Origin of the sequence: Chitinimonas arctica (assembly GCF_007431345.1) — a bacterium.
GTDB lineage: Bacteria > Pseudomonadota > Gammaproteobacteria > Burkholderiales > Chitinimonadaceae > Chitinimonas > Chitinimonas arctica.
This window is the reverse complement of sequence record NZ_CP041730.1, coordinates 4766887-4791970: the sequence shown is the minus strand read 5'-3', so window position 1 is coordinate 4791970 and position 25084 is coordinate 4766887. Positions and strand designations below refer to the sequence as shown.

The window sequence follows — 25084 nt, the reverse complement described above, 5'->3', positions numbered from 1 at the left end:
ATGTTCGGGACTGCTTTCAAGGTACGGAAACTCTCAAGAATTTGAGGACTGGAAACCGCTCATACCGGCTGCGCCTCCGCGAGTACCTTGGCCCGGAACTTCAGCGGCAGGTGTCAGTATTTTTTGGATATAATATTGCCCCGCGACTGTCCAACATAGACTTCGCTTCGCGAATATCCGTACGTTCACGCTGTTAAGTAGTTGAAAATGAAAAGATTTTTCCTTTATAACGAAATAAAAGGCACTGTCCCAGGTCTCGATGCGCATCATGTTGGGCAAAAAGCTCTGCTTGCAAAAATGATTCAGGGCTACGATGCAGCAAGGGCGCCTGCAATTCTTGTGCCAAAAGTTGGGCACACGATTAAAGGGCCTAATGGAATTGTATCTCGCGCATTTGCCGATCTAACCACTCCGCACGATGTTTTGGCTCGTGACATAAAGGAGCTTCGTCGAGTTTATTCGGACATGCCAAATGGCCAGTTGCAGAAATTAATTGAAATGAACAAAGAAGCATTCCCCGGTGCTTTTTCCAAGAAAAGGTGAAACTCATGAAGCCTCAAGAATTTGCAATTAAGCTGCACGCTGCGGTTGTGGAGGAAAATACCGTGGCGTACAGGGATTTGTTTTCGAATTCAACGATAGAAAACACGTCTGATGCATACTGGAAGCGTGCGCTAGCGTTCTTTAGCTCTCTAGAGCCATCGCAACGCGAAGTCTTTTTTGAAATACTCAGGCAGGTCGCTGTTGATACGACATCCAATATTTTAGGGGTAATGGATGGAGTCAACTCGCTAGAGGGCGGGGATGTGGAATTTCAACTTATTGCCAACGGGGATGAAGAATTGAATGGCGATCTGCAGAGTATTTTCTTGGCGGAGGAAGAGAAAAGAAATATCGAATTGCATTAACTCTGAGTAATAGAGCTTCACTCTGCATATTTGCGCCCGGCTCGGTGGGGCCCAGACGCCGACAACCAACCGATCTTGGCTGGGCAGGGCGAACCATTCGGTAACACACCGCCGAATGAGTATCCGGAATGGACGGGCACCTCCTTTGCCTACCTTAACCGCTCGTCCCACCTGGCCGGGCCTCTTCGCCCAAGTGCATGGCGATAGGTAAAAGCACCGCTACACCGAAGTCCAGTTTGCTGAAAACACGAATCTAGGGAAAGCGGATCGCGGGGGTAGGCGTAAGGGTTTGTTGCTTATTTAATTTTGAGTGAACATAAATGTCAGCACTAGAAAAGCTAATTGAGATAGGCAGCCCACCTCTTATAAAGAGCGTACCGGTGCTGGGGGCAGGCATTGAAGAAATGGCCGGATTATTTTCGGGCGATCTCCTTGCTTTGCTGGGAAGAAAGAATGGGCTCTATGCTTTTGAGTCTGCGTTACATATTTTTCCGGCAGGCTTTCAGAATGGAGTAATGGATATCTCCACCTGGAACTCGGCCGAGCTGTGGCGGAGCTATTACCAAGACTTGGCGGATGGCCATTTATTCTTTGCGGAAGATATTTTTGGATTCCAGTTTTCCATAAGAAATGACGGAATTTATTCTTTTAATTCAGAATCAGGTGCTGCTGAGAAGATCGCAGATTCGATTGAGGAATGGGCGGCACTGGTGTTGAATGACTACGAATTTCAAACCGGATTTCCCTTTGCCCATGAGTGGCAATTGGCAAATCGACCGCTTCTTGCGCACGAGAGGCTTTTCCCAAAATATCCGTTTGTTTTGGGGGGCAAGTATGAGCTTGGAAACCTGGTTAGTTCAAATGCTGTATACGGCATGCAATTTAGGGGCTATGTGGCGGATCAGATAAAGGATCTGCCGGAAGGGACTCGCGTGGAGCTTGTTTTTAACCCGCAATGAATTAAAAGAGAAGCAATAGGATCAGGCAGCCCGCCTGGCTGCCAGGGCTTTCGCACTCGGATGTCATTAAATAGCTGCTGACGATATTATTTAGAAAGAGAAAGCTTTGCCATTTTACAGCAGGGAATCTACGTTAAGCTGTGTCTGATTCTGGCCATGTGAATGTCCGAGGCGGCAATCCATGGCCCAATCGGTTGTATCACCTCGGCACGTTCCGTGAAGGGGCGACAAGCAACGTTGGAAGTACGCTACTACATCAGTTCACGGGATTTGAGCGCCACCGAGTTGGCGGAGGCGGTTAGAGCCCATTGGGGTATTGAAAACCGGCTTCATTGGATGCTCGACGTCAATTTCTCGGAAGATGGCGCGACTGTCCGCAAAGATAACGCTCCGCAAAACTTGGCGTTGCTCCGTAAGATCGTGCTCAACGTCACTCGGGCTGATACGACTGATCCTCACAAGGGAGGGCCCAGCAAGAAACGCAAGCATGCCGATTGGGACGATGGCATTCGTGCAAATATGCTTGGACTCACGCTTCTATGACGTCCGAGTGCGAATGCCCTGGTCAAGGCCCGGCCTCACGGCAACCGAGCGGTTGCTCTTATGAGGAAAGAAGCCTCAGGGTGTCGCCAAGTGAATGTCACCGCCCAAAAGGAAAAGACCCCGCACGCAGGGTCTTTTCCTTTGTAACTGGGGGCTCGAGCCTTCTAGATTGAGCAGTAAAACCGCCGCTTCCGTCCGGGTCTTGCCCCGCTAGACGTTGGGCCAACTACTAATAGCCGTTGAGTTAATATTACATCCTCATGCTAAACATAGTCAATCCGCGAGACGGCCTCGCCGCTTGGAGGCTGCTGGAATTCCTGTCTGAGCGCACCCCATGGCAGCGATCACTGTGGGGGATTGGTGTGGTGCTCGCAATGGAGGAGCTCTTCGAGGCATGCGTCGCGTCCAAGCAGGGGCACCTGAGCGAAGGTTCCATCAAGCGGATGGCCTCATATCTTCAGAAGCGTGTGGGAGTCCACCCGGCCTTCAAGGACTCTGAGAAGCAGTTTCTAAGGCTGCAAGTCCAACAGATCCCCAAGGCCGACGGGCCAGCCCATTTCGGCGTACGCGAGCTGTCCGAGCGGGTCTCGAGGGACTACCTGGCTCGCTGGGGTCAAGCGGTGGCTGCAAGCAACGTGGCGGTGGAGCATTTTTCTCGCAGCGTTGCGGCTCACCTCCTCGACGCTGGGTTCTCCGGTGCGTATCTCTACGATTTTATCAGGTCTAGGGTCGACGCACCCGAAGCGATCACACTGCCGCAGCTGTGCGAGGCGTTGCAGGCGGAGCTGCAAGTCCGCGCCGTGAGTTCGAAGTTCTGCTGGCGTTTGCTGAAACACCAGTCATGCCCAACGGCGTCCCATTGAGCTGGCTTCGCGGAAACGAGATCACGGCTTGGCTACAGGAAAACGGATTTTCGACTACCAACGTTCGCGCTTCGGTTGCCATGGTCCTGAAGGTACAGGCTCGCGATCATGTAGGTGCGGCAGGCGCGGCAAGAGGAGAGGCGGACCGGTATGCCGCACGATCGCTGATTGCCACAGGCAATCAGCTGAGACAGCTTCCGCTGCTATGGGTGAAAGGTGCCCCGTCGCCGGCACCGATGAAAGAGGCATCACGAGGGGTGGGAGTCAAGGAGCTATTCCGTGAGGACCGGGTGTTCTCGACTGAGGCCAGCCAGAGCGTAGATGCCGCACTGGAACTACTGGCGCACCTTGACGGCAGTTCGCCACCAGCTGCGATTGCAGGAGGCTGGGGCGCAATCGAGGGTCTCCTGGCGGATCCGAGCGACAGGTCCTCGGCGGCAGACAACTTGGCTACGCTGATGACGTGCTCGTTTCCGCGGGCAGAGTTGACGACGCTTTCCTACCGCTGTGAGAGACAGCACCCAGAAGCCTCTCAGGACTTGGCTGGGGTGACTGGGAACAGGGACCGAGCGAGGGCTGTAGGGCTGATGATCGTCGAGGGGCGCATGCCGGCCATGCGCGGAGAGGTTGATCAGGCCGCGATCGCTCGACTGAAGAAGCTTCTGGACAACCCAGGGCCGGAGCTGCAGACGATCCGCGACGCGATTGGGGAGTCATTCCACCGACTGTACCGGCAGCGCAATTTGATTCTACACGGGGCCAGGCTGGACAGCGTGGCGCTCGCTGCAAGCCTACGCACGGTAGCCAAGCTTGCCGGCGCCGGCATGGATCGCATCACGCACGGCTGCTATGTTCAACGACTAAAGCCGATGGAGCTGGTGGCCAGGGCAAACCTCTCGCTTGCACTTGCTAGCCGCGAAGAGCCCTTGTGCTGCGTTGATTTACTGGAAGCGAACTAGCGCGCTTGCGGCCAAACCCGCCGCTGAACTGCTATGACTGGAGGGCTGTTCCCCGCCTTTGGCGGCCGTTGCCGAATGACGGCTTCGGTTCAGAAATCTGCCGCCCCATGATAGACGGCGCCAATGACAGCGAGGGGTCGATAGCACGCGTTTGACCGTAGCGAACCGGACGTTGCCTGACACTTGGCCTCGTAGGTCCGCTTTGCGACCATAAGCACCTTGGCTGCGCAGGATTTAGCAAATGCAAGTGACCGAAAGGCGATTGGATTTTCTAACTTTTTAATTTTGATAAGAAAACTGGCCAACCATTTGTTAGACGGTATAAATCCGGCGACCCGGAAATACTCTCGCCGAGCCAAAGCAGGAAAAAATAATGTTAAAAATGCTAGCCCGTCTTTGCTCTTTTTCAATGAGCCTTGCTGTTGTTGCGTATGGAATTGTACTTTGCCAACGGGCTAGCCGCTGGACGGGAAGCACCCGGATAGGAGCGGATACATTGATGTATGCCTACGTACTCGGGGTGCTTGCAGTCATTGCGGCAGTATTTGCATCAAAGCGGTCTTCAGACTCGACAGCCGCTTCCATGGTGAAAAATTGGGCGCCGCTAGCGTTTGCTGTTTCTGCCTTGGCATTTATATTGTTTCTGCATATGAGTGGCGTGGTAACTGCAATGGGGCACGAGTAATAACTGGTTCGCTTGACGAATATCATGCGACGCCCCCGCTATTTTACCTCGCCCCGCCCAAACGCCTTCGGATACTGCTTGCCATACCAGCCAATCACCGCCGTATGGTCCAGCGACAGGAACTCGCGGTAGCGCGGTATCACGAAATAGCCGAAGGCCGAGGCGAACACGGCCAGGCCGAATACGATATAGACCGGGCCGATCGGAAAGTGCAGCAGCGTCACGCCGGCGATGCCCGGCCCAAGGGTGCCGGCGATTTGCGCCACCATGATGCCGACGCTGGTCATGCGGGAGCGGAAATCTTCCGGGATGGCCAGCATGCGGTGGGTCTGGCCGACCAGTTGCACCACCGACAAGCCCAGGCCGATCATGGCAAAGGCGAATACCAGTACCAGCGGCTGGCGGGTGTAGCCTGCCAGCGCCAAGGCCAATCCTTCGACCATGATGGCGAGAATGACCACGCGGTAACGCCCCAGACTTTCAGCCAACCAGGAAGAGCCCCCCAGAAAACCGCCCAGCATGCCCAGCGACAGGGCCGCCTCGCAGGCGCCCAGCCAAGCGCCGGATAGTCCCAGCGATTGCACCTTGAGCGGCACCAGCATGCCGACGCCAGGGGCGTAGAACACCATGACCAGGAAGTTGATGGCTATGCGCCCGCGCTCGATCGGCACATCCCAGGTGGCGCTCAGTCCGGCCCGTATATCGCGCCACCACCGATCCGCGCCGCCCTTGCCCGGATGCTTGGGGATGAAGGGGATACGCCAGGCCAGCATGCTGGCCAGCATCACCAGGCCCGTATGCAGCCATAAGGCGCCGGCGGTACCGGATACGGCCAGCATCATGCCGCCAAGCGCCGGGCCCATCAGGCGGCCGGCAGCCTGGGCACTTTTCTGCAGGCTGATGGCATCGGCCAGGCGATGCGGCTCCACCAAGTCGGCGGCGATGCTGAGGGACGCCGGCAATATCAGCGACATGGCCACCACGGTAATGGCTTCCAGCGCGATCAATAGTCCCAAGTGGTAGAAGCCCAGGCTGGCCAAGGCCGCCATGAACAGGCCTTCGCCGACGAACATCAGCAGGCCGACGGTAATCAGGCTGCGCTTGGGATAACGGTCGCCCAGGGGCGACAACAGCGGCATGGAGACAAAGGCCACCATGGCCATCATGGCGCCATAGATGGCCAGGTGGGCCGCGCCGCCTTCGTGGGCGATCCACCAGGGTACGGCGACATGTCCCACCATCAGGGACATGATCATGAGTACATCGCTGGCCAACAACGCGCGAAATGGCTTGCCGACGCTTTTCAAACGCGCCTTGGTACTACTGTACATGCTGTCCCTTAATTTGGCCGTCGTACCTACGCCGGGACGACGGCTCGGCTATCCGCCGACACGCTTCAGTATAGCCCGGCGCATCCCTTATGCGATCAGGGTAGCCAGTGCCGCGGCGGCACGGTGGAGCTGTGCCTCGCTATTGAGCAGATCGGGACATAGGCGCAAACCGGCGGCGCGGGCGTCGCCATTGATCCCCAGCTCCTTCAGCGCTTGCGCCAACCCCATCGGGTCGGCATGGGGAATGGTCAGGAAGGCGCCGTAATCCGTTCCCTCGCCTTGTACGGCGATCCCGCGCTCGCGCAGGCTGGCGGACAGGATGGCCTTCTGCCGCAGGGAATAATCACGCAGGCGCGCGACGCCCAGGGCGGCGACCAGGGCCAGGCCCGCCCTGGCTTGGTAGAAGCCGAGCGGATTGAAGGTGGATTCCAGCCAGGCGTCGCCGCCTTCCGAGAATTCCGGCGGCATGGGCCGACGATAGGCAAAGGGATCGCGCTTGGCGAACCAGCCGGTATCCAGCGTGGTATGACCCGCCGCCAGCATGGCCGGCGAGACATATAGCCAGCATACGCCAGGGCCGCCGCGCAGGTATTTGTAGCTGCCGGCAATGGCGTAATCGACCTGCAAGCCGGCCAGGTCGAGGGGCAGCACGCCGTAGCCGTGATAGACATCGAGCAGGACGCGCGCGCCTGCCGCATGGGCGGCGGCGATCAGCCGGGGCAGGTCTTGCAGTATTTGCCCGGTGGCGAAGAAGACTTGCGACACGACCAAGAGGTCTATCCCGTCGAGCCGGGCGATCAGGTCGTCGACCGCCACCAGGCCGTCCGCGCGCGTGTTCGCCGAACGCAAATGCGCCCTGCCCTTGGCCGCGTACTGCTTGAGGATATGGTCGATGGAATCGAACTCGGCGTCGCTGCTCAATACGCGCGGCGGCCGGTCGTAGCTGTTGAGCACCGCACGCAGGCCTTGCCCGGCGCTGGTCTTGGGCACGATGCAGTCGGCCCGGGGCGCCCCTACCAGCGCGGCGGTATGGGCGCGCCATTGCGCCATTTCCTGCCACCACGGCGCCCAGGCGCCATCAAGCTGGGTGAACCAGGCCTGGCTGGCTTCGGCGATATGTGCGGCTGTGGCGTCCAGGGGCCGGCCCAGCGAGTGATTAGCCAGGTAGATTTCACGCGCATCGCGTGCCAGCACCTGGCTGAACAAGGGAAAGAGGTGCTCGGTCAGCGCCGCTTCACGCAATGCGCCCTCCCCCAGGCCGGCAAGCACAGCGGAAAGGTCGAAGGGGGCAAGGGCGGCAGATGGCACGGGCATGGCGGACTCCGATGGCGGCCGTCAAACCACCCGACGCGACAAGGCGGGCAGCGCGGCAAGCCGCCATCCTATACGGACTGGCGCTCGCCGTGCAGTAGGCCGGACGGCATGCGGTAGTCGGCGGCTTCCTCGCCCCAGATGATCGCCATATTCACCGGGCTCGGCAGTTCCATCGCGCTCAGCGATTCCCGGATCGCGTTGCCGCCCTGGCGGGTGTCGCGCAGCACCGGCTCGGCCAGCGGCGCGCCCAGCTCGCCGAACAGGCTGCATACCCAAGGTGCATCCAGCTGTTCGCTCAGATCGCTCACCACGCCGATTTCACCGCGCGCCAGTTGCACCACGGTGCCCACCGGATAGACGCCCAGTGCGCGGATCAAGGATGAGGCGATACGGATATCGACATGCGCACCGTGTTCGATCAGCACGTCGCGCAGTACCGCGCGCGAGGCGCCCGCTTGGCGGCTGCCGGTCTCGTCCAGGCTGGCGCAGAGCAGATCGGCCAAGGCGATCAGCTGTGCTTCGTCCGATAACTGCTTGTCACGCAGTCGCAAGGGCTGATCGTCTTCGTTGAGGATGCGCTTGGCCTGCCGCACCGTATCCAGCCAGACCGGGTCGCGCACTCCGCGCCTACGCAGGCCGGATACGCCATCGACACCGGCGCGCGGCAGCAGCGCCCCCAGGCGGCCCAGCGGGCGGGCCGGCAGGGGCTGTTCCAGATGCAAGCTAAGGGCGGCCGCCAGCACCGATGCGCCGTGTGCTTCCGGCATGTCCATGCAGCACAATACCCGCAGGGCAACGCAAGCGGTGTAAACCGCCTGGCGGGCCGCCTGGTCGCCATCGCGGCAAAGCATGACGGTGGCGGTCATCACATCGCTATCGCGCCGCCAGGCCTCGCTGACCAGGGCGGCGATCGCGGTCATTTCGTCCGCGAAGGCCCGCGAATTCTCCACCGGCGCCTGTTTAAGTTCGGTGAGGCGGACAATGGCATGCTGCACACATTGGCGGGCGCCACAGGGTGCTTGCCGCCAGAGCAGGCCTACATCGACATACAGGCCGCCATTCAGCCAGCGCGGCCAATTGGCATTGGCGGCGGGAACGCTGCCGGCTTCCAGCACACAGCGGCCGTTGACGTCGTGAAGTGGATAGGCCAGCGGCGCGGTTGCGTCGATATCATCCCGGCCGATCTTGCGCATGGCGGGCTCCGTGGGAATGGATCAATCGGCTTGTTTTAGTTCGCCATGCAGAGATACGCAATGTGGCGTGCCGAGTTCGATATGGGATAAGGTCAGATGGAAAAATCGACCGCCTGCCGCCGGGCTTCTTGCTGGCCGAGCTGGAAGTCGTGCGCCTGTTCGCCCCAGATGGCTTCCATATCGATGGGCACCCCGACGTCGGTGGCGCTCAGTGTCTCGACGATGGTCAGGCTGGTCGGCTGCGTGCTGCGCCGCAACGGCGGAATATGGGGTGAGCCGTCCGCCGCCAGCAACGCGTGCACCCATGGCGTATCGACCCGGTCGGTACGGCCGCTGACCACGCCGATCTCGCCGTTGGCCAGCAATACCACGGTACCGATGGGATAGACGCCCAGCGCCTTGATGAAATAGGCCGCCAACATGACATCGAAGTGGCGTCCCCGCTCGATCAGCACGTCGCGCAGCACGATCTTGGCGCTGTCGGCGCGCCGATAGCCGCGCTCGCTCACCCGGGCGCAGAACAGATCCGCCAGGCCCAGGAGCTGCGCGGACGGACAAATGCCGGGACCGCGCAGGCGATGCGGATAGCCGCTACCGTCGATGGCTTCGTGATGCTCCAGCACCGCCCGCAACCAGGTTTCGTCGTTGACGCCGGCCTTGCGCAGCCGCTCCAGGCTGGCCAGCGGATGGCAGCTCACCCGAACCTGTTGCGAAGGCGTCAATGGCTCCGTCTGACGTGCCAGTACGTCCTGCAGATCCAGCATGCCGAGATTCATGGTCAAGGCGGCCGCCAGGGTGGATTCGCGTTCGGGCGCGGCCGGTCCCATGGCCTGCAACACGCCCGCCACCACACAGGCGGTGTTGACGGCATGCCGAACCGCGTAGCGGCCACCACGCCGCAATACCACGGTCGCCATGACCACGCCCGCGTCCAGCTGCCAGGCGGTATCGATCAAGCGGGCGATATTCAGGACCTGCTCGCTGAAGTCGGCGGGCGGCACCGGTTGCTTGAGCAGCACGGCCAGCCGGTAACAGGCGTGCAGCACGTGCTGCAGCGCGGATTCCGGTTGTAGATGCCAGGTCAGGGTGGATTCGATATAGATGCCGAGTTCCAACAAGCGGTCCAGCTGATCGCCGGACTGGATATGGTTACCCTCGGCCAGCAGCAGGACACCCTTGTCGTTGTAGACATTCCAGGGCAGCGGCTGCCCGATGGCTACTTCTCCTCGACGAATACGGCGCTGTATCATTTATACGTCTCCCCCGCTTGACGTAATGGCGTGCCTTTTTGGTGGGGCCTGGCCAGGCCCACCCCCCGATGCTATGCGTTTTCTTTCAGAACAAGATCATAAGCCACTGATTTTCCTACCAACGGTCGAATTTCAGCCCAGAACGGTGCGTACCTGGAACAGTTCCGGGAAAAAGGTCAGCTCCAGGGCCCGTTTCAGGAAGGCGACCCCGCTGGAACCGCCGGTACCCTGCTTGAACCCGATAATGCGCTCCACCGTTTTCATATGGCGGAAGCGCCAGAGCTGGAAGGCTTCTTCGACGTCCACCAGCTTTTCCGCCATTTCGTAGGCATCCCAATGGGCATGCGGGTCCTCGTAGATACCCTTGAGCACCGCCACCACCTCGTCGTGGGCGATATAGGGCTGGCTGTAGTCGCGCAAGACCTTGTCCATCGGCACGGCGAAACCGCGGCGTCCCAGATGGAGCAAGAACAGATCCCACAGGCTGGGCGCATGCAGATCGTGCTGGATCTGCGCATACCGTTCCGGATCGTGGCGGAACACTTCCGCCTGGCCGGCGTGCTTGTTGCCCAGCAGAAACTCCAGCGTACGGTATTGGTAGGACTGGAAACCCGACGACTGGCCCAAGGCCGGCCGGAACTTGCCATACTCGGACGGGGTCATCGTCTCCAGCACCGCCCACATATTGAACAACTGCTGCTGGATCAGTTTTACCCGCGACAGTATCTTGAAGCAGGGTTCCAGTTCGTCTCGCGCCACATACTCCATCGCGGCGCGCAGCTCGTGTATCAGCTGCTTGAGCCATAGCTCGGAGACCTGATGCTGGACGATAAAGAGCATCTCATCGTGCTGGAAGGGCTCGGACAGGGGTTGCTGGGCGTCCAGCAGCTTGTCCAGGCGCAAATAGCCGCCGTAACTGAGCCTTTCGGCAAAGTCGGTCTGGATGGTGGCTTCTAGGTCGCGCTGATTGGCTTGCATGCCGAGTCTCGTTGTTGAAACCTGCGATGATGCGCGCGAGTCGGCGCCCGCTCAATACGCAGTGCCGCATTTTACGGTTCCGCCGGCATGGCGCGCTCGCCGGAACTGGTGGGATAAGCAAGGATTACGCCAATATCAGGTATCCGACAGGCGATATACCGGCCACCTGTCGCACAGGAGACCATGGTGCTTGACCGCTACCTGCGGTACCGCCAGGCGAAAATCGTGGGTAAAGAGTACTTCCCCGCCGCACGCCAGATCTTCGCCCAATTTGGAAGCCGCATTGACCTCGGCCCCCCAGACCTCGTGTTCACCGATACGCAAAAGGTCGCCGTAGCCGAGGCCGATGCAGACCTCGAAACCCGCCGCATTGGATGCGGCCACCATCGCGCGGGCCGCCGACAACGCCGGCAAGGCGTGATCGAACAGCACCAGCAAGGAGTCCCCTTCCCGCTTCAGGCACTGCCCGCCATGCTGAGCGACCAGGGGCAGGAATAGCGCTTCGGATGCTTCGACCAGTTGCAGGCCTTCCACGATGCCGTACGAGGCGGCCATATAGGAAAAACCCACCAGGTCGGTGAACATCACGGCCTGGGTGCGGCCAAAACGGGCAAAAATAGCCGCATCGATGCCGGCCTTGTCCGCACCGGGCAGCCGTCGCCGGGCCAGCCATTGCGCCAATTCGTCCGCGTCAGCCACGCTCCACCTCCGCGATCACTTCGCGCGCGGCCCGCATGGCATCGATGCTGAGCGGCACACCGGCGTAGATGGCCGCGTGCATCAGTACTTCCCGTATTTCGTCCACGCTGGCGCCGTTGTTCAAGGCGCCGCGCACATGCCCTTTCAATTCCTGGCTACGGCCCAGCGCCGCCAGCATGGCCAGGGTAATCAGGCTGCGTGTCTTCAGCGCCAGTCCCGGCCGATTCCACACCGTGCCCCAGGCGTGCTCGGTGACGAAGTCCTGCATCGGCCGGGTAAAGTCGTCAGCATCCGCGAAAGCCTTTTCCACGAACGCCTCCCCCATCACCTGCTTGCGCATGGCCAAACCACGCTCGAACTGCTCGCTCATCGTTCCACCTACGAATTCCACCGTCGTTTATCAGGCATAAATCATAACGCGCAATGCCGGCCCGTCCGACTGTCGCTTTGCAGCCCTCCACTTGCAGCGGCAAGATTTGCCGCTTTTTCTTGCCTAAGATGGAAATCGTTGCCGCCCAAGGTCATCGCCGGGCGCGGCTTGACCATGCCGCCCAGCTGTATATATTTAATACAATTCGGAGATGATCATGAGATTCCATCCCTTCCCGACACTCCTGCTGTTGTGCTGCCCGCTGCTCGTTTCCGCGGTGGAGGTGCATATGGCCTTCGGCGAAAAGATTCCGCCCTTCTGCTTTCCGCAGACCAATTCCGGCATCGAGTTGGAAATCATCGGCGAAGCCCTGTCCTACCGTGGCCACGTGCTCAAACCCGAATACTTTCCCTTTGCCCGGGTGCCGATCGCCTTCAAGAACCGCCTGGTGGACGCCGCCATGACCGACCTGGGCGAGGATCTGGGGCCCTTTGGCGCCCACTACGGCGACCCGGCGGTTTTCTACGACAATGTGCTGATCACCTTGAAGGAGCGGAAATTGCAACTCAAGACGCCGGCCGATCTGAAAGGTCTGACGGTCATATCCTTCCAGGGAGCGGCCAATCGCTATCCCAAGTGGCTGGACGGGGTAAAGAAGGATGGCAATTACTACGAGCAGAACGACCAGGCCATCCAGGTGATGACGCTGGATAAGGGGCGCTACGATGTGGTGCTGAGCGACCGCAGCATCTTCAAGTACTTCACCTTGCAGCTGAAGAAGAACAACGGCGTGGTCGTCAAACCGGTAGACGAGCATCGCTTTGTGGAATTGAACCCGATGGACTACCGGCCGGTTTTTCGCAGCAAGCTGGTGAGGGACGATTTCAACGTGGGACTCAAGCACTTGCGGGACAGCGGCCGTTACCAGGCCATCTATGACAAGTATCTGAAGGAGTGACCGCAGCTACATGGCTGCCTGCGCGAGCAAGGGGTTGATCGCCCCATTCTTGCGCAGTGTCTCCAGCACGCCGTTCATTCGCTGGATGAAATCCTGCTTGTACCCCGCCTGGAACAGCTCGCTATAGCCGATAAAGGCATCTTCCCCGGAAAGTACCGCGGCCTCGTGCAGAATCAGCGCCTTGATGCTGTCCGGTGCATTGGCCGCCGCGCGTAGCCGCTTGGCCGAATACAGGACCGAGAGCCTGTCGTTGGCATAGCAATCTATGCGCTTGCTGGCCAGTTTCATGATATTCGCGTTATTGCCCTTGGCCTCCTCGATGGCCAGCTTGCCTTGCTTCGCGGCGACCAACATGGGTTCGGAGATGATAAAGCCCAGGTTGACGCCGATGGTCAGCCCCCCAAAGTCCTCCGGAAACCGCTTGCGCGGGACCTTCATGACCTTTTCGGTACAGAACAGCACAACCACCTCGTGATAGAGCGGCGCGGAATAGGGTTGGATATAGGGCCGCGCATTCGGGCGGAAATAAGGCGGAAACAGCCCCAGTGTGCTTCCCAATTCAAGATCGCGCAAGCCTCGCTTCCACGGCGTGGGTTTTAGCTCCAACTCGTAGTCGGGCGCCAGCAGCACGGCCGCCTGGCGCAGCAATTCCACGTAGATGCCCTTGAAACGGCCGTCTTCCACGTAGGAATAAGGCGCGTAGTCATCGTCGCCATACAGGACGATCTTTTCGGCCGCACCGGCTACCCCCGTTAGCAGCGAGGCCAGCAGGGCCGGTAGCACTTGGCGAAGCATGGATTGCCTCCTTTACCAACCACGACAGGCGACAATCGCCGCTCCCCACTATATATAGCGTAAGCCCGCAGGGGGTGCATGCACGCGCCCGCTTCAGCCGCCCACCGGCAAGGCCAGGGTTTCCTTAACCTCTTCCATCACCACATAGCTGCGCGATTCCACCGCGCCGGGCAGGTTGAGCAGAATGTCGCCCAGCAGCATGCGGTATTGCGACATATCGGATATCCGTGCCTTGACCAGGTAGTCGAAATCGCCCGACACCAGGTGGCATTCGACGATATTGGGCAGCTTCATCACCTCTCGCCGGAACTGGTCGAAGATCTCGGCCGACTTGGCCGCCAGCCGCAATTCCACGAACACCAATTGGCCGCAAGCCACCGCCAGCGGATTGACCCGGGCGTAATAGCCGACGATCACCCCTTCCCGCTCCAGGCGCTTGACCCGCTCCGACGTGGGGGTGGTGGAAAGACCTACCTTTTCTGCCAGTTCGGTCAGTGCCATGCGCCCATCCTGCTGCAACAGGGCGAGAATCTTGCGGTCGATACGGTCAAGCTCACGCGAAAAGGTCATAACAGGATTTATTCTCGTAAATTTTGATTTATGCAGCTTTTTTAACTGAAAAAATGACACACAATGGCGACACTTTTTACTGTTTGCTCAATACACTGCGCGAATTCTCTAATACTAAGTGCAGACAGGTAAACCATGAAAGTAATCGTGCTGGGCGGCGGCGTGATCGGCGTGACCACGGCCTACTACCTAGCCCGGGCCGGCGCCGACGTAACGGTGCTGGAACGGCAGCCTGGTGTGGCGCTGGAAGCCAGTTTCGCCAACGCCGGCCAGATCTCGCCAGGCTACTCCACTCCCTGGGCCGCGCCAGGCATTCCGCTCAAGGCACTCAAATGGCTGTTCCAGCGCCATGCGCCGTTGGCGGTCAAACCGGACGGCAGCCTGTTCCAATGGCAGTGGATGGCGCAAATGCTGGCCAATTGCAACGATGCCGCTTATGCCATTAACAAAGAACGCATGATGCGTCTTTCGGAATACAGCCGCGATTGTCTGCGCCAGTTGCGTACCGAAGTGGGCGTGCAGTACGAAGAGCGGACCGGCGGTACCTTGCAACTGTTCCGTAGCCAGAAGCAACTGGATGGCGCTGCCCGCGATATCCCGGTATTGCAAGCATGCGGCGTACCATTCGAATTGCTCGACGCTGCCGGCTGCGCCAAGGCCGAGCCGGCGCTGGCCAAGATTTCCGGCAAGCTGGCCGGTGGCTTGCGCCTGCCGAACGACGAAACCGGTGATTGCCAGCGCTTTACCAGCGAGTTGGCCAAGCGTGCCGAGCAGTTGGGTGTCAAATTCCGCTTCAACTGCCAGATCGATCAACTGCTGGTGGAGCGCGGCCGCATTGCCGGCGTCGCGCTGCCGGGCGAACGGCTGGAAGCCGATCATTATGTCGTCGCGATGGGCAGCTTCAGCCGCCAGTTGCTGACCTCGCTGGGCCTGAATCTGCCGGTCTATCCCACCAAGGGCTATTCGCTCACCCTGCCGATCACCAACCCCGCCGGCGCACCGGTCTCCACCGTGCTGGACGAGACCTACAAGATCGCCATCACCCGCTTCGACGACCGCATCCGCGTGGGTGGCATGGCCGAGTTGTCCGGCTATGACCTCAGCCTCAACCCGCGCCGGCGCGAAACCCTGGAAATGGTGGTTACCGACCTGTTCCCCGAGGGCGGCGATGTGGCGGCGGCCAGCTTCTGGACCGGCTTGCGGCCGATGACGCCCGATGGCACCCCCATCGTCGGCGCCACGCCCTACGCCAATCTCTCGCTCAATACCGGCCACGGTACCCTGGGTTGGACCATGGCCTGCGGTTCCGGCAAGTTGCTGGCCGACCTGGTCAGCGGCCAACGCCCGGAGATCAGCACCGAAGGCCTGGACATCGGTCGCTACGGCCGCAAGGCCGTCGCCGGCCATCTGACTGGCCTGCGCCCAGCCAAAGCCTGATCCAGACAGCTTGAAAGCAACCGGCCCTGGCTGTATCGGGCCGGTTGCCTGCTTTTTGGCCGATAATCTTTCTACCTCCCAAAGCAATACGCCCCTCATGAGCCGCCCGCTAACCGCCACCATCGATCTCTCCGCCCTGCGCCATAACTATCAATTGGCCAAGCGCCTGCACGGCGGCCGCGCCCTGGCCATCGTCAAGGCCAATGCCTACGGCCATGGTGCGGTTCGCTGCGCACAAGCCCTGGGCGATATCGCCGACGGCTTCGGCGTCGCCGCGATCGAAGAAGCCATCCAGCTGCGCGAAGCCGGCATCCGCCAGCCCATCCTGTTGCTGGAGGGCTGGTTCGAATCCAGCGAACTGGCCTTGATCGACCAGCATGACTTGTGGACCGCCCTGCATAGCCTGGAACAGATCGACGCCATCGAAGCCGCCAGCTTCGACAAACCACTGCATATCTGGTTGAAGGTGGATAGCGGCATGCACCGGCTCGGCATCCACCCGGACGACTTCGAAACCGCCTACCGGCGCCTGATGGCCAGCGGCAAGGTCGGCAAGATCGTCGCAATGACGCACTTTTCGCGGGCCGACGAACTCGGCTGCGACACCACGGCCGAGCAGATCGCCCGCTTCCAGGCCGCGATTGCCGGCCTGGCGCTGGAAACCAGCCTGTCCAACTCCGGCGGCGTGCTGGGTTGGCCCGGCGCCCGTGGCGATTGGGCGCGGCCCGGCATCATGCTCTATGGCGGCGCGGCCCTGGACCGGCAGCTGCCGGACTGGCCCAAGCCGGTGATGCAGCTGGACAGCCGTCTGATCGCGGTCCGTGAATTGCCCTGCGGCGAAGCTATCGGCTATGGCGCCCATTTCGTTACCAGCGCGCCGGTTACCCGCGTCGGCGTGGTGGCCTGCGGCTATGCCGACGGCTATCCGCGTGTGGTGCCGACCGGCACCCCGGTACTGATAGACGGCCGCCGCAGCCGCATACTCGGCCGGGTGTCCATGGATATGATCGTGGTGGATCTGAGCGGCTTCGACGATGCCGGTGTCGGCAGTGCGGTGCGGCTATGGGGCGAAGGATTGACGGCGGATGAGATCGCCTCGGCGGCGGGGACCATTGCGTATGAACTGTTTTGTAATGTCAAACGGGCTAGGCTGGTGTATACGGACTGAGCTGGTCCATTGAAACTATACTGACCACTTTTCCTCAAAACGAAACTCGTCAAGAAAGGAAGCCTGTGCGACCGTCCCTTGTGCTCGACATGCAGCGTAGTGCAGTGCGCGAAGCAGCCGGCCGTTATCGCACGACGAACCCTCGCATCTTCGGCTCGGTGCTGCACGGCACCGATAGAGACGGTAGTGACCTCGATCTGCTGGTCGATGCACTTCCCGGCGCGACGCTGTTCGACCTGGGAGGACTGCAAGACGAACTGGAATCGCTGCTTGGCGTCCATGTCGACCTACTGACCCCTGCTGATCTACCGCCGAAGTTCCGGGACAAGGTGCTCGCGGAGGCACAGCCGGTATGAATGACATCCACCTGTCTGACTACCTCGATCATATGCTGCAAGCCGCGAAGGATGCGTGCGGCTTCGTGGAAGGATTGGATAGAGCAGACTTTCTGGATGACAAACGTACCCAGCAAGCGGTCGTCATGAGCCTTATCATCATCGGCGAGGCCGCCACGAAGGTGATGGACAGCCATACCGCGTTCGCACAGACACACGATCAACTGCCATGGCGCAATATGCGTGGCATGCGCAACCGAATCGCCCATGGCTACTTCGATATCAACCTCGATTTGGTGTGGGACACCGTGCAAACGGCACTGCCGCAGTTGCTGGAGCAACTGCATGGTCTGCGCCAGGATGCGGCGAGGACGAACGACGGCAGTTGATCGTACACTAGCCACCAAACCGCTTAGTCAGATGCCCATCCGCCTTGATGATGCCGAGCTTTCTCAAGAACGCGCGAGCTTCTTCAGGGTTGGCCTTTAGCCTGTCCCTCACTTTCTCAAGGCCTTGCACCGTCCGGTCAGATTCAGACAATGCGCAGCCGACCACACGAGGCTCGACAGATGCAGCCGTGTGCGATGCCATACGAATTCCTTGGGGAAGTTAAAACACATTACAACTACAAGAAGTCGGTGCATACACTTTCGCATTTGCTGCCTGGTTATAGCTTTAGGGCACCTCGAAAAACGGCGAAACCATCGCTTAGTGCTGTTCGCCACGCCATAACGTCCCAGCGCCACAAGGGTCCCGCTGCAGTGGTTCCGCCACCGCAGCGCCCTACCCCGTTATTTTCGGCAACTGGCGGTAAAGTCGAACTCCCGCTCATACAGCTTGGTCTCCACCTGCAACATCCCCAGGATGGAACTGAACACGTAGTCATGGCTCAGCGGTTCGTCCGCCTTGCGCTTCAGGCAGTCGACATCCATGCCGCGATTGGCGGCGAAGCCGTTCGACGCCCACATCACCATGGGAACATGGGTCTGTTCGGATGGCGCGATGGCATAAGGGAGGCCGTGCAGGAATATCCCCTTTTCACCCAATGACTCGCCATGGTCAGAGACATACAGCATGGCGGCATTGTGGCTGGTCTGCGCCTGCAATTGCTTGATCGTCTTGGCAAGGAAGTGGTCGGTATACAGCAGTGCATTGTCGTAGCTGTTGACGATGGCCTCGCGCGAGCATTTACCCAGATCTGACGTGTCGCAGGTCGGGGTAAAGCGGCGCATGTCGGCAGGGTAGCGGCGGTAATAAGAAGGGCCATGGTTGCCCAACTGATGCAACACCACCACCAGGCTGCCCTTTTCCTTGCGGATACGCTCATCCAGGCCATCGATCAGGATTTCGTCCAGGCACCGTTCGCCATCGCATAGCTTCGGATGCTTCGCACTATCGAGCCACTCTGTTTCCAGCCCGGTGCAGACGCCTTTGCAGCCCGATTGATTATCGCGCCACAGGACCTTCAGCCCGGCGTGGTCGAGTACATTCAAGAGCGACTCGTGCTGGCGGATCTTGTCTTCGTCGTAATTGCGCCGGCCGAAGGGAGAGAATAGACAAGGTACCGACACCTCGGTATTGGTGCCGCAGGATTCGACCCGGCTGAAATTGAGCACGCCCAGGGCCGCCAATTCCGGCGTGGTCTGGCGCGCATAGCCGCTCAGGCCCCAGTTGGCTGCCCTGGCCGTTTCACCCACCACCACCACCAGCAGGGTGGGCTTGTCATGCTGGCGCCAGGCAGGCGCCAGGCGGGCATCCTTGCCCAGGGCGAGGCGCGGACCGGCAGCCTTGACCGTATCCGCCTTCAATACCTTGATCAGGCCGACGATATAGTTACCCGGCGTAATCAGGTGCCGCATCTCGCGGTGGTTGCGCATCAGCGCCGAAAAATCCTGGAATACCAACAGGATGGCGCCCACCGCCACCAGCAAGGCCGCCAGAATAATGACAATGCGCCTCTTTATGGCCTGGCCCCGGTTTGTCAGTTTCAGATCCACGCGCCAGACCAGCAAGCTGGGAAGTACACCGTAAACCAGCAGGTGCGGCAGCACGGCCAAGCTCATCAGCTCGCGCGATTCCTTGACGTCGGTAGCCAGTACATTGCGCACCATGGTGGAGTCGAAAAACACCCCGTAGCGCTGCATATAGTAGGTCGCCATGCCGGTAACCATCAGCAACAGGATCATCACCGGCTTGACCACCCAGCGGTTGAGCACCAGGGCGAAGGCAATGAAATGCAGTGCCATCAGTCCCACGGCGACGGCCGAGGCAAATAGCCAGGTCGCCGGCTGAGTCCACTCCCGGCCTTGCAAGGCCTGTTGCCAGAACATCTCGTTGCAAATCAGGATAAAGAAGGCGCAGCACAGCAAGAGCAGTGTTTCCACACTCAGTTGCGGACGAAATGCGCGGACGCGATCCAGCATTGAAACGGCGGGGCGGAGGGAGGTATTCACGGTTCGGGGCTCGACGAATGCGGCTGGGGCGGCAAAGCCCGACATTCTAGCGGGAAACACCGCCCCCCGCGCCGGCCGCTTCAGGTATCGCGCCCACCCAGAGCGCCAGCAGCAACACCGCACCGGCGGCGCACGCGCTGGATACGGCAAAGGCCGTCGGCGCACCGTAGCCATGGTAAAGCCAGCCGAACAGCAGTGACGCCGGCAACAGCATCAACCCGGTCACCAGATTGAACCAGCCGAACGCTGTCCCCATGCGCGCCGCCGGCGCCAGATCGGCCACCAGCGCCTTCTCGGCGCCCTCGGTCGCCGCCATGAACAAGCCATAACAGCCGAACGCCGCGAATATCAGCCACGGCGAGTGCGCCGCCATGCTGCCCATGGCCAGATAGAACAGGGCAAAGGCCAGCCAGCCGGCCATGATCAGGCGCGAACGGCCGATCCGGTCCGATAGCGCCGACAAGGGGGTGGAAAAGACCATGGCAACGGCCGACATCAGCGCCCAGGCCAAGGGAATATGCGCGTCGGGCAAACCCAGTTCGCGGGCACGCAATAGCAGGAACATATTCGAAGAGTTGCCCAGCGTGAACAAGGCCACCACCAGCAGATAGCGCTTGAAGACAGCCGGCATATCCCGCAGCGCCCAGTTGAATACCGGCTTGACCTTCGGCACGGCGGTCACCGGCTCTTTCAAGGCCATGCTCAAACCCAGACAGGCAAGCGCCGGCACGATGGACAGCAGGAATATCTCGCGCAAGCCGACGCCCTGCCCCAACAGCAAGGCTGCCAGCAACGGCCCCAGCACGGCGCCGGCATTGTCCATGGCGCGGTGCAGGCCAAAGGCCAGGCCCCGTCCTTCCGGCGCCACGCTGGCCGCCAACAGGGCATCGCGCGGCGAACTGCGCAGGCCCTTCCCCACCCGATCGGCAAAACGAATCGCCAGCACGGCCGGCCAACTGCCGGCCAGCGCCAGCAGCGGACGGCCAAATCCCGCCAGCGAGTAGCCCAGTACGATCAAGGGCTTGGCGCGTCCGCTTCGGTCCACCAGTACGCCGGAAAACAGCTTCAACAAACTGGCGGTGGCCTCGGCAATCCCTTCGATCAAGCCCAGCACACGCGGCCCGGCCATCAGTACCGAGGCGAGATAGATAGGCAGCAAGGGGTACAGCATTTCGCTGGCGGAATCGTTGAGTAGGCTGATCAGCCCGAGCAGCCAGATGGTCGAAGGTAAGCGGCGCAGTTGTTCGAACATGCAGGGTTCTTTAAGCTCGGTGGCTACATGCGCCTGAGTCTCAGACTTGGTTCACAATGGGCGTCATCGGCGCGAATTGCTGCGCGATGTTGGCGTACAAATCCTGCTTGATCGTTGGCGCCTCAATCGACACCAGCAGCGCATACCTGGCCGACCGATTGAATCGTTCATGACTGGGTCGGTTACGCCACCAGCCCATGCCGGGGAAAACAGCCAGTTGACCACGGTTGGCCAAGTCGGCGGCGGTTCCAGTCCAGCAATCGGAGAGCAACGATCCGCGAGCTCGCAAGCGTTCTCCGATTGCCCAACCAAAATCACCGCCGCTGTTACCAATAATTCCTTGTTCCTCCACCGCAGCCTGCGCGTTGATACGTGTGCGGAAAGCCGTTTCGGTTTCCAGGGAGCGTCGCACGGCAAACCGCAAGGCATGAGATTGATAGGCGTACTTGTCGATGCCGCCCCGCTCGCCAGGGTTGGGCTCGATAAAATAGGAGCGCGTGACCCGCAGGGTGACTTGCATTTCTCCTAAACCCTCAAGGATATCGGTTGGCCACGGCAATTCGTGCAGGTTCATTTCGTTGGTCTTCACGGTACCGTTCACTTTGTGATACGGCTGAAATTGGTCCTGCACGACCATCGTCAGCGAGTTGCCGGCGCTATATAGCGCCCGCTCAAGACTAGGTACACCGTAACCACAATGGCGTAGGCGCTGTAGCATGTTTACTCGGTTGGCTACACCGCCCACGGTGGGCGCATCACGCATGGCCTTGGTCCATCGTGCAGAGTGAACCATTTGTGCGCGTACAGTCTCAGGCCAGTACTCCGGATAGGCCGCTTGAATGCGGGCGGCCATACCGGCAGCGAGCGCCGTTGCCGCACTGGTCGCCCAACTTACCGTAAATAGCTGCTGGTGCGGTTGATGGCAGGTGGTTAACAGTGAGAGGCTATCCAACGCGCAGGCGAAGTTACAGGTTTTGTCGAACGCGGCATTGCCACCTTCCATGACAATATCAGGCTTGAATGGCCACTCTTTCTGCCAAGTGACCGACGTCGTCGTATAGGGGCTGAGCCCACCTACCGGCGCAATAGCCTGGTATTGCTTCATGCCAATGCCGGAAATGGCGGTGAATTCGGTGCAGGCGCTGACGGTCAAGGCATTCCAGGCTTGCCCCGGGTCGTGCACCGTATTGGTGGCCAGGCTGGCGGGATATTCAGACCAGGCGCCACCATCCTGCGTATTGCCGGCACTCAGCACGAACAGCCGGGGTGATTCACCCTGCCTGTCGTAATCGCAGGCAAGTCGGTCTATTTCGGCCGACCAAGCAGATGGCCGGCCTCGGTCCCGCCCATCCGTAGACGAAATTGCCATTGCAAAGACTCGCCGACGTTTCGGACCGCGTATTTCGACGCGTGCGACGGCTTCAGCCGTAATCGCGCCGTAGGACTCTCCTTTGTTGCCGCCTGGCTGCGAGAGGATTTTTACCGACTCTAACCGGTGAGGAACATCTAGCGGCGCACCGGCCGCTAGCGCCTGGGTTAAATCGCCCACGAGGGACAGACCAGCTAGTTCGGTACCGTGCCCGTTTTGATCGTGTAGCCCCCAGCCAGGCTCGATACTATGACAATCCCCACTGGTCACCATTGGCATCAGCAGCGGATGGCCATGGTTCACTCCCGTATCCAATAGCGTCACGTAGGTATCGCCCGTGTGCGCAGGTGTCAGTCGGCTTTGAAGTTCTGCTGACCACTCGGATTGTTCGTCCAATGGTAATGCATTAAAGAATTCGGCCGTCGTCTTGGCGCGCCGCAACTCGGCAACCATATTGAGTACCAGTACTGCCTGAAGCAGCTGACTCTTGCTTCCGTATAGGTGTATGACCGATCGTTCAGGAAAGTGCAGCTCACGTTCGCTCACCGCCAGGCTGGCCATCTCCGCCAGCTTGCGGAAGTCGGTCAGGCGCAGGTCTCGGTGCTTGCCTGCTGGCAGCCACGCTTCCCACCAGACTGCCTCGTCGTCATTTGAAGGCAAGGCGTCAGTGCTGTCTGTCCACAAGGACTGGAAGGTCGCCACGCGCACTGCGCGAATTGCATCAATCAACGACTGGTGGTCGCGAGGCTTACCGTTCCTGTCCGCCTTGTGGTCTACGTAGTCAGCGATGAGTTCTTCGAAATGCGGCAGCTTGCCTTGAGGAACAAAAACCGTAGCCAGCACCTGATCGCCAAGGTGGCGCACATTCATAAGCTCAATGCCTTGTCGGTCTCGTGCAAGGCTCTCGGCCGCTAATTCGACGCCGCGCCGGCTCTCGAACTCAACCTGAATACCGATCGCAGCCTGAAGCCCGGCGGCTTGTTGCTGGACGACCCGTTGCTGCTGGGCGCTCGTAACCTGTGCCAATTGAGCACGCAGGACGAGCGCATGTGGTTCACGCGGCAATGCCGGAACAGAGGGAGCGCTGCCACCGTGTCTCGCGGTATAACCCTCGCGGGTGCGCGTATTTTGTGGGAAGAGGTGGGGCCGTCGCTGCTGTTCCTTGGTGGCCATCCCGGACCCCGCCCTTATATTTTACCGACGGCCGTGCGCTGACGTATGGTTTGCCGCTGTTGTAGCAAACATTGCAGGGATTCGGCCGGCACATTGGTCTGGTCGTACATGACTGCGTCTTTAATCGCGTCGTCGATTGCCCGCGAAATTTCTGCGTGGCTTAAACCTTCTGCCACTGCAGCGAGATCCGCATGCGCCTTGGCTGACTTGAGGTAGCTCGCCAATCGCATACGTAGCAGCGCCTGGATTTCCTCACCTGCAGGCACGTGGTATTCGATTACGTCGTCGAAGCGTCGAAACAGTGCCTCGTCCAGGATGCCCGGGTGATTCGTGGCCGCAACGATCACACTGCTCGACTCGTCCTGCTCGATCATCAACAGGAAGCTGTTCAGGATGCGGCGGATCTCGCCGACGTCATTGGCCATGCCGCGTTGGCTGCCGATCGCGTCGAACTCGTCGAAGAAGTACACGCCACGAGTAGACGACATGGCATCGAACACCTGGCGCAGCTTCGCAGCCGTTTCTCCCATGAATTTGGTGATGAGGGCATCCAGACGGACGACAAACAAGGGAATGCCCAACTCGCCGGCGAGGGTGGCGGCCGTCATGGTCTTACCGGTACCGGACGGTCCCACCAATAACAACTTTCGCCGTGGCTGGAGACCGTGGCTGCGCAACTTGGTCAGGTGCCTTTGCTCTTTCAGTACTCGCTGCAACGCATCGAGCAAGGGTTGGGAGAGCACCATGTCTGGCAGGCGTCGGGATGGATAAGTGACGCTCAGCAACGAAGCCAGCTCGCCTTTCGGTCGAGCGATGGGAATTGCACGATCAGTGGCGTTTGCGTTACGGCGCCCTTTGGCAGCATCAATCAGCTCGCGTAGATCCTCCGCCAGCTTGCCATGGCCCTGCTTGGCCTCGTGGGCAGCCATCTGCATGGCCACCGAGTAGAAGTGACGGTCGTCGCCCTCTGCAAAGGAGCGCAGTAGCGCCTTGAGTTGATTGCTGTTTGCCATGATGCGCGGGATTGTCTCGTACTTAGGTAGTGAATGCCTAGCTCGCGTGGCGGTATTGGTCGTTTCACCCTACGGCATGCCAATCGGCTTTATCGTAGGTTTTCGCAGCGGCGGTGGCACAGAACGCTATTTGCCGGTACGCGATAAGATCAAACCACCATAGTTTCGTCGATGAAAAAACAGCGCTATTGAATCTTGACGATTTTTGTCGGTATTTGCCGAATCAAATCAAGGAATACAGGCAGAACGCCCGGCTACTCGGAATATTGCACGTACTCAAACCGCAGCTCGCCACCCGGCAACACCCGCAACGACGCCTAAGATTAGCGCTTCCTTAGTTGAGCCATAGGCCTGGCCGGCTACCATCGGTCGGCGGCTGGCGTTGCGGAGCCACGAATGATCGTCAACAGGCGACAACGGCCCACAGCCTGGTTTTGCGCGGGGCCTTCTCGCTGGCTGATAGCTGAAATTGCTTGAACGGCCCGCGACCAAGGTTGCTAGGTATCGGC

General features: G+C 60.0%; 25 protein-coding genes and 1 pseudogene. 12 read left to right on the top strand and 14 right to left on the bottom strand.

The features are described 5' to 3' along the window. Window positions 1–207 precede the first annotated feature (207 nt). From FNU76_RS21790 to FNU76_RS21765, 7 genes and pseudogenes are all read left to right on the top strand, one after another. Window positions 208–543, top strand: coding sequence for a hypothetical protein (locus FNU76_RS21790; RefSeq protein ID WP_144280152.1), 336 nt, complete (start codon window positions 208–210; stop codon window positions 541–543). Between the two features lie 5 nt (window positions 544–548). Beyond that, the gene (locus FNU76_RS21785; RefSeq protein ID WP_144280151.1) at window positions 549–908 is read left to right on the top strand and encodes a transposase; all 360 of its coding nucleotides are present in this window, start codon (window positions 549–551) and stop codon (window positions 906–908) included. Between the two features lie 320 nt (window positions 909–1228). Then, the gene (locus tag FNU76_RS21780; RefSeq protein WP_223879136.1) at window positions 1229–1867 is read left to right on the top strand and encodes an SMI1/KNR4 family protein; all 639 of its coding nucleotides are present in this window, start codon (window positions 1229–1231) and stop codon (window positions 1865–1867) included. A 189-nt stretch (window positions 1868–2056) separates the two neighbouring features. Then, a pseudogene (locus FNU76_RS21775) lies at window positions 2057–2410 on the top strand (ISAs1 family transposase); the annotation flags it as partial. 374 nt (window positions 2411–2784) lie between these two features. After that, window positions 2785–3273 (top strand): hypothetical protein, encoded by a 489-nt coding sequence (locus FNU76_RS24765; protein ID WP_223879135.1) that lies wholly within the window; start codon window positions 2785–2787, stop codon window positions 3271–3273. Beyond that, window positions 3252–4232 (top strand): hypothetical protein, encoded by a 981-nt coding sequence (locus FNU76_RS24760; protein WP_223879134.1) that lies wholly within the window; start codon window positions 3252–3254, stop codon window positions 4230–4232. The genes FNU76_RS24765 and FNU76_RS24760 overlap by 22 nt, the downstream gene beginning before the upstream one ends. 373 nt (window positions 4233–4605) lie before the next feature. After that, on the top strand, window positions 4606–4917 hold the full coding sequence (locus FNU76_RS21765; protein WP_144280149.1) for a hypothetical protein: 312 nt from the start codon (window positions 4606–4608) through the stop codon (window positions 4915–4917). Window positions 4918–4955: 38 nt separating this feature from the next. On the opposite strand, the gene FNU76_RS21760 is transcribed toward FNU76_RS21765, so the two are convergent. From FNU76_RS21760 to pcaC, 7 genes are all read right to left on the bottom strand, one after another. After that, the gene (locus tag FNU76_RS21760) at window positions 4956–6248 is read right to left on the bottom strand and encodes an MFS transporter (protein WP_144280148.1); all 1293 of its coding nucleotides are present in this window, start codon (window positions 6246–6248) and stop codon (window positions 4956–4958) included. An 87-nt stretch (window positions 6249–6335) separates the two neighbouring features. Then, window positions 6336–7562, bottom strand: coding sequence for an aminotransferase class V-fold PLP-dependent enzyme (locus FNU76_RS21755; protein WP_144280147.1), 1227 nt, complete (start codon window positions 7560–7562; stop codon window positions 6336–6338). Between the two features lie 68 nt (window positions 7563–7630). Then, window positions 7631–8755 (bottom strand): HD-GYP domain-containing protein, encoded by a 1125-nt coding sequence (locus FNU76_RS21750; RefSeq protein ID WP_144280146.1) that lies wholly within the window; start codon window positions 8753–8755, stop codon window positions 7631–7633. A gap of 92 nt (window positions 8756–8847) precedes the next feature. Continuing rightward, the gene (locus tag FNU76_RS21745) at window positions 8848–10005 is read right to left on the bottom strand and encodes an HD-GYP domain-containing protein (protein WP_144280145.1); all 1158 of its coding nucleotides are present in this window, start codon (window positions 10003–10005) and stop codon (window positions 8848–8850) included. A 132-nt stretch (window positions 10006–10137) separates the two neighbouring features. Then, window positions 10138–10983, bottom strand: coding sequence for a tryptophan 2,3-dioxygenase (locus tag FNU76_RS21740; RefSeq protein ID WP_144280144.1), 846 nt, complete (start codon window positions 10981–10983; stop codon window positions 10138–10140). A gap of 135 nt (window positions 10984–11118) precedes the next feature. Next, window positions 11119–11682: an adenylate/guanylate cyclase domain-containing protein gene (locus FNU76_RS21735; RefSeq protein WP_144280143.1), complete on the bottom strand. Its 564-nt coding sequence runs from the start codon at window positions 11680–11682 to the stop codon at window positions 11119–11121. Next, entirely contained in the window at window positions 11675–12052 is a 378-nt protein-coding gene (gene pcaC / locus FNU76_RS21730; RefSeq protein ID WP_144280142.1) for a 4-carboxymuconolactone decarboxylase, read from the bottom strand. Before pcaC ends, FNU76_RS21735 begins: the two co-directional genes overlap by 8 nt. A 217-nt stretch (window positions 12053–12269) precedes the next feature. Here pcaC and FNU76_RS21725 point away from each other — a divergent pair, with 217 nt between their 5' ends. Further along, complete coding sequence (locus FNU76_RS21725) at window positions 12270–13010, top strand: substrate-binding periplasmic protein (protein WP_223879133.1); 741 nt, start codon at window positions 12270–12272, stop codon at window positions 13008–13010. Window positions 13011–13016: 6 nt separating this feature from the next. Here FNU76_RS21725 and FNU76_RS21720 read toward each other — a convergent pair whose 3' ends face one another. Continuing rightward, the gene (locus FNU76_RS21720; RefSeq protein WP_144280141.1) at window positions 13017–13805 is read right to left on the bottom strand and encodes a substrate-binding periplasmic protein; all 789 of its coding nucleotides are present in this window, start codon (window positions 13803–13805) and stop codon (window positions 13017–13019) included. 93 nt (window positions 13806–13898) lie between these two features. After that, complete coding sequence (locus tag FNU76_RS21715) at window positions 13899–14375, bottom strand: Lrp/AsnC ligand binding domain-containing protein (RefSeq protein WP_144280140.1); 477 nt, start codon at window positions 14373–14375, stop codon at window positions 13899–13901. A gap of 135 nt (window positions 14376–14510) precedes the next feature. Here FNU76_RS21715 and FNU76_RS21710 point away from each other — a divergent pair, with 135 nt between their 5' ends. The 4 genes from FNU76_RS21710 (at window position 14511) to FNU76_RS21695 (ending at window position 17704) form a co-directional block, all read left to right on the top strand. Beyond that, on the top strand, window positions 14511–15812 hold the full coding sequence (locus tag FNU76_RS21710; RefSeq protein ID WP_144280139.1) for a D-amino acid dehydrogenase: 1302 nt from the start codon (window positions 14511–14513) through the stop codon (window positions 15810–15812). Window positions 15813–15909: 97 nt separating this feature from the next. Continuing rightward, window positions 15910–16980, top strand: a complete 1071-nt coding sequence (alr, locus tag FNU76_RS21705) for an alanine racemase (protein WP_144280138.1) — start codon at window positions 15910–15912, stop codon at window positions 16978–16980. Between the two features lie 65 nt (window positions 16981–17045). Next, window positions 17046–17336 (top strand): nucleotidyltransferase family protein, encoded by a 291-nt coding sequence (locus FNU76_RS21700; RefSeq protein ID WP_144280137.1) that lies wholly within the window; start codon window positions 17046–17048, stop codon window positions 17334–17336. Next, window positions 17333–17704: a HepT-like ribonuclease domain-containing protein gene (locus FNU76_RS21695; protein WP_144280136.1), complete on the top strand. Its 372-nt coding sequence runs from the start codon at window positions 17333–17335 to the stop codon at window positions 17702–17704. Before FNU76_RS21700 ends, FNU76_RS21695 begins: the two co-directional genes overlap by 4 nt. A gap of 7 nt (window positions 17705–17711) precedes the next feature. On the opposite strand, the gene FNU76_RS21690 is transcribed toward FNU76_RS21695, so the two are convergent. The 5 genes from FNU76_RS21690 to FNU76_RS21670 all read right to left on the bottom strand — a co-directional run bounded on the left by FNU76_RS21690 (window position 17712) and on the right by FNU76_RS21670 (window position 24575). Further along, window positions 17712–17906 carry a hypothetical protein gene (locus FNU76_RS21690; RefSeq protein WP_144280135.1) on the bottom strand — a complete coding sequence of 65 codons (195 nt, stop codon included), beginning with the start codon at window positions 17904–17906 and terminating at the stop codon, window positions 17712–17714. A 200-nt stretch (window positions 17907–18106) separates the two neighbouring features. After that, window positions 18107–19768, bottom strand: coding sequence for a phosphoethanolamine transferase (locus tag FNU76_RS21685; RefSeq protein WP_223879132.1), 1662 nt, complete (start codon window positions 19766–19768; stop codon window positions 18107–18109). Window positions 19769–19814: 46 nt separating this feature from the next. After that, complete coding sequence (locus tag FNU76_RS21680) at window positions 19815–21020, bottom strand: MFS transporter (protein WP_144280134.1); 1206 nt, start codon at window positions 21018–21020, stop codon at window positions 19815–19817. Between the two features lie 40 nt (window positions 21021–21060). Continuing rightward, complete coding sequence (locus FNU76_RS21675) at window positions 21061–23562, bottom strand: S8 family peptidase (RefSeq protein ID WP_144280133.1); 2502 nt, start codon at window positions 23560–23562, stop codon at window positions 21061–21063. Window positions 23563–23576: 14 nt separating this feature from the next. After that, window positions 23577–24575, bottom strand: coding sequence for an ATP-binding protein (locus FNU76_RS21670; RefSeq protein WP_144280132.1), 999 nt, complete (start codon window positions 24573–24575; stop codon window positions 23577–23579). Between the last annotated feature and the right edge of the window lie 509 nt (window positions 24576–25084).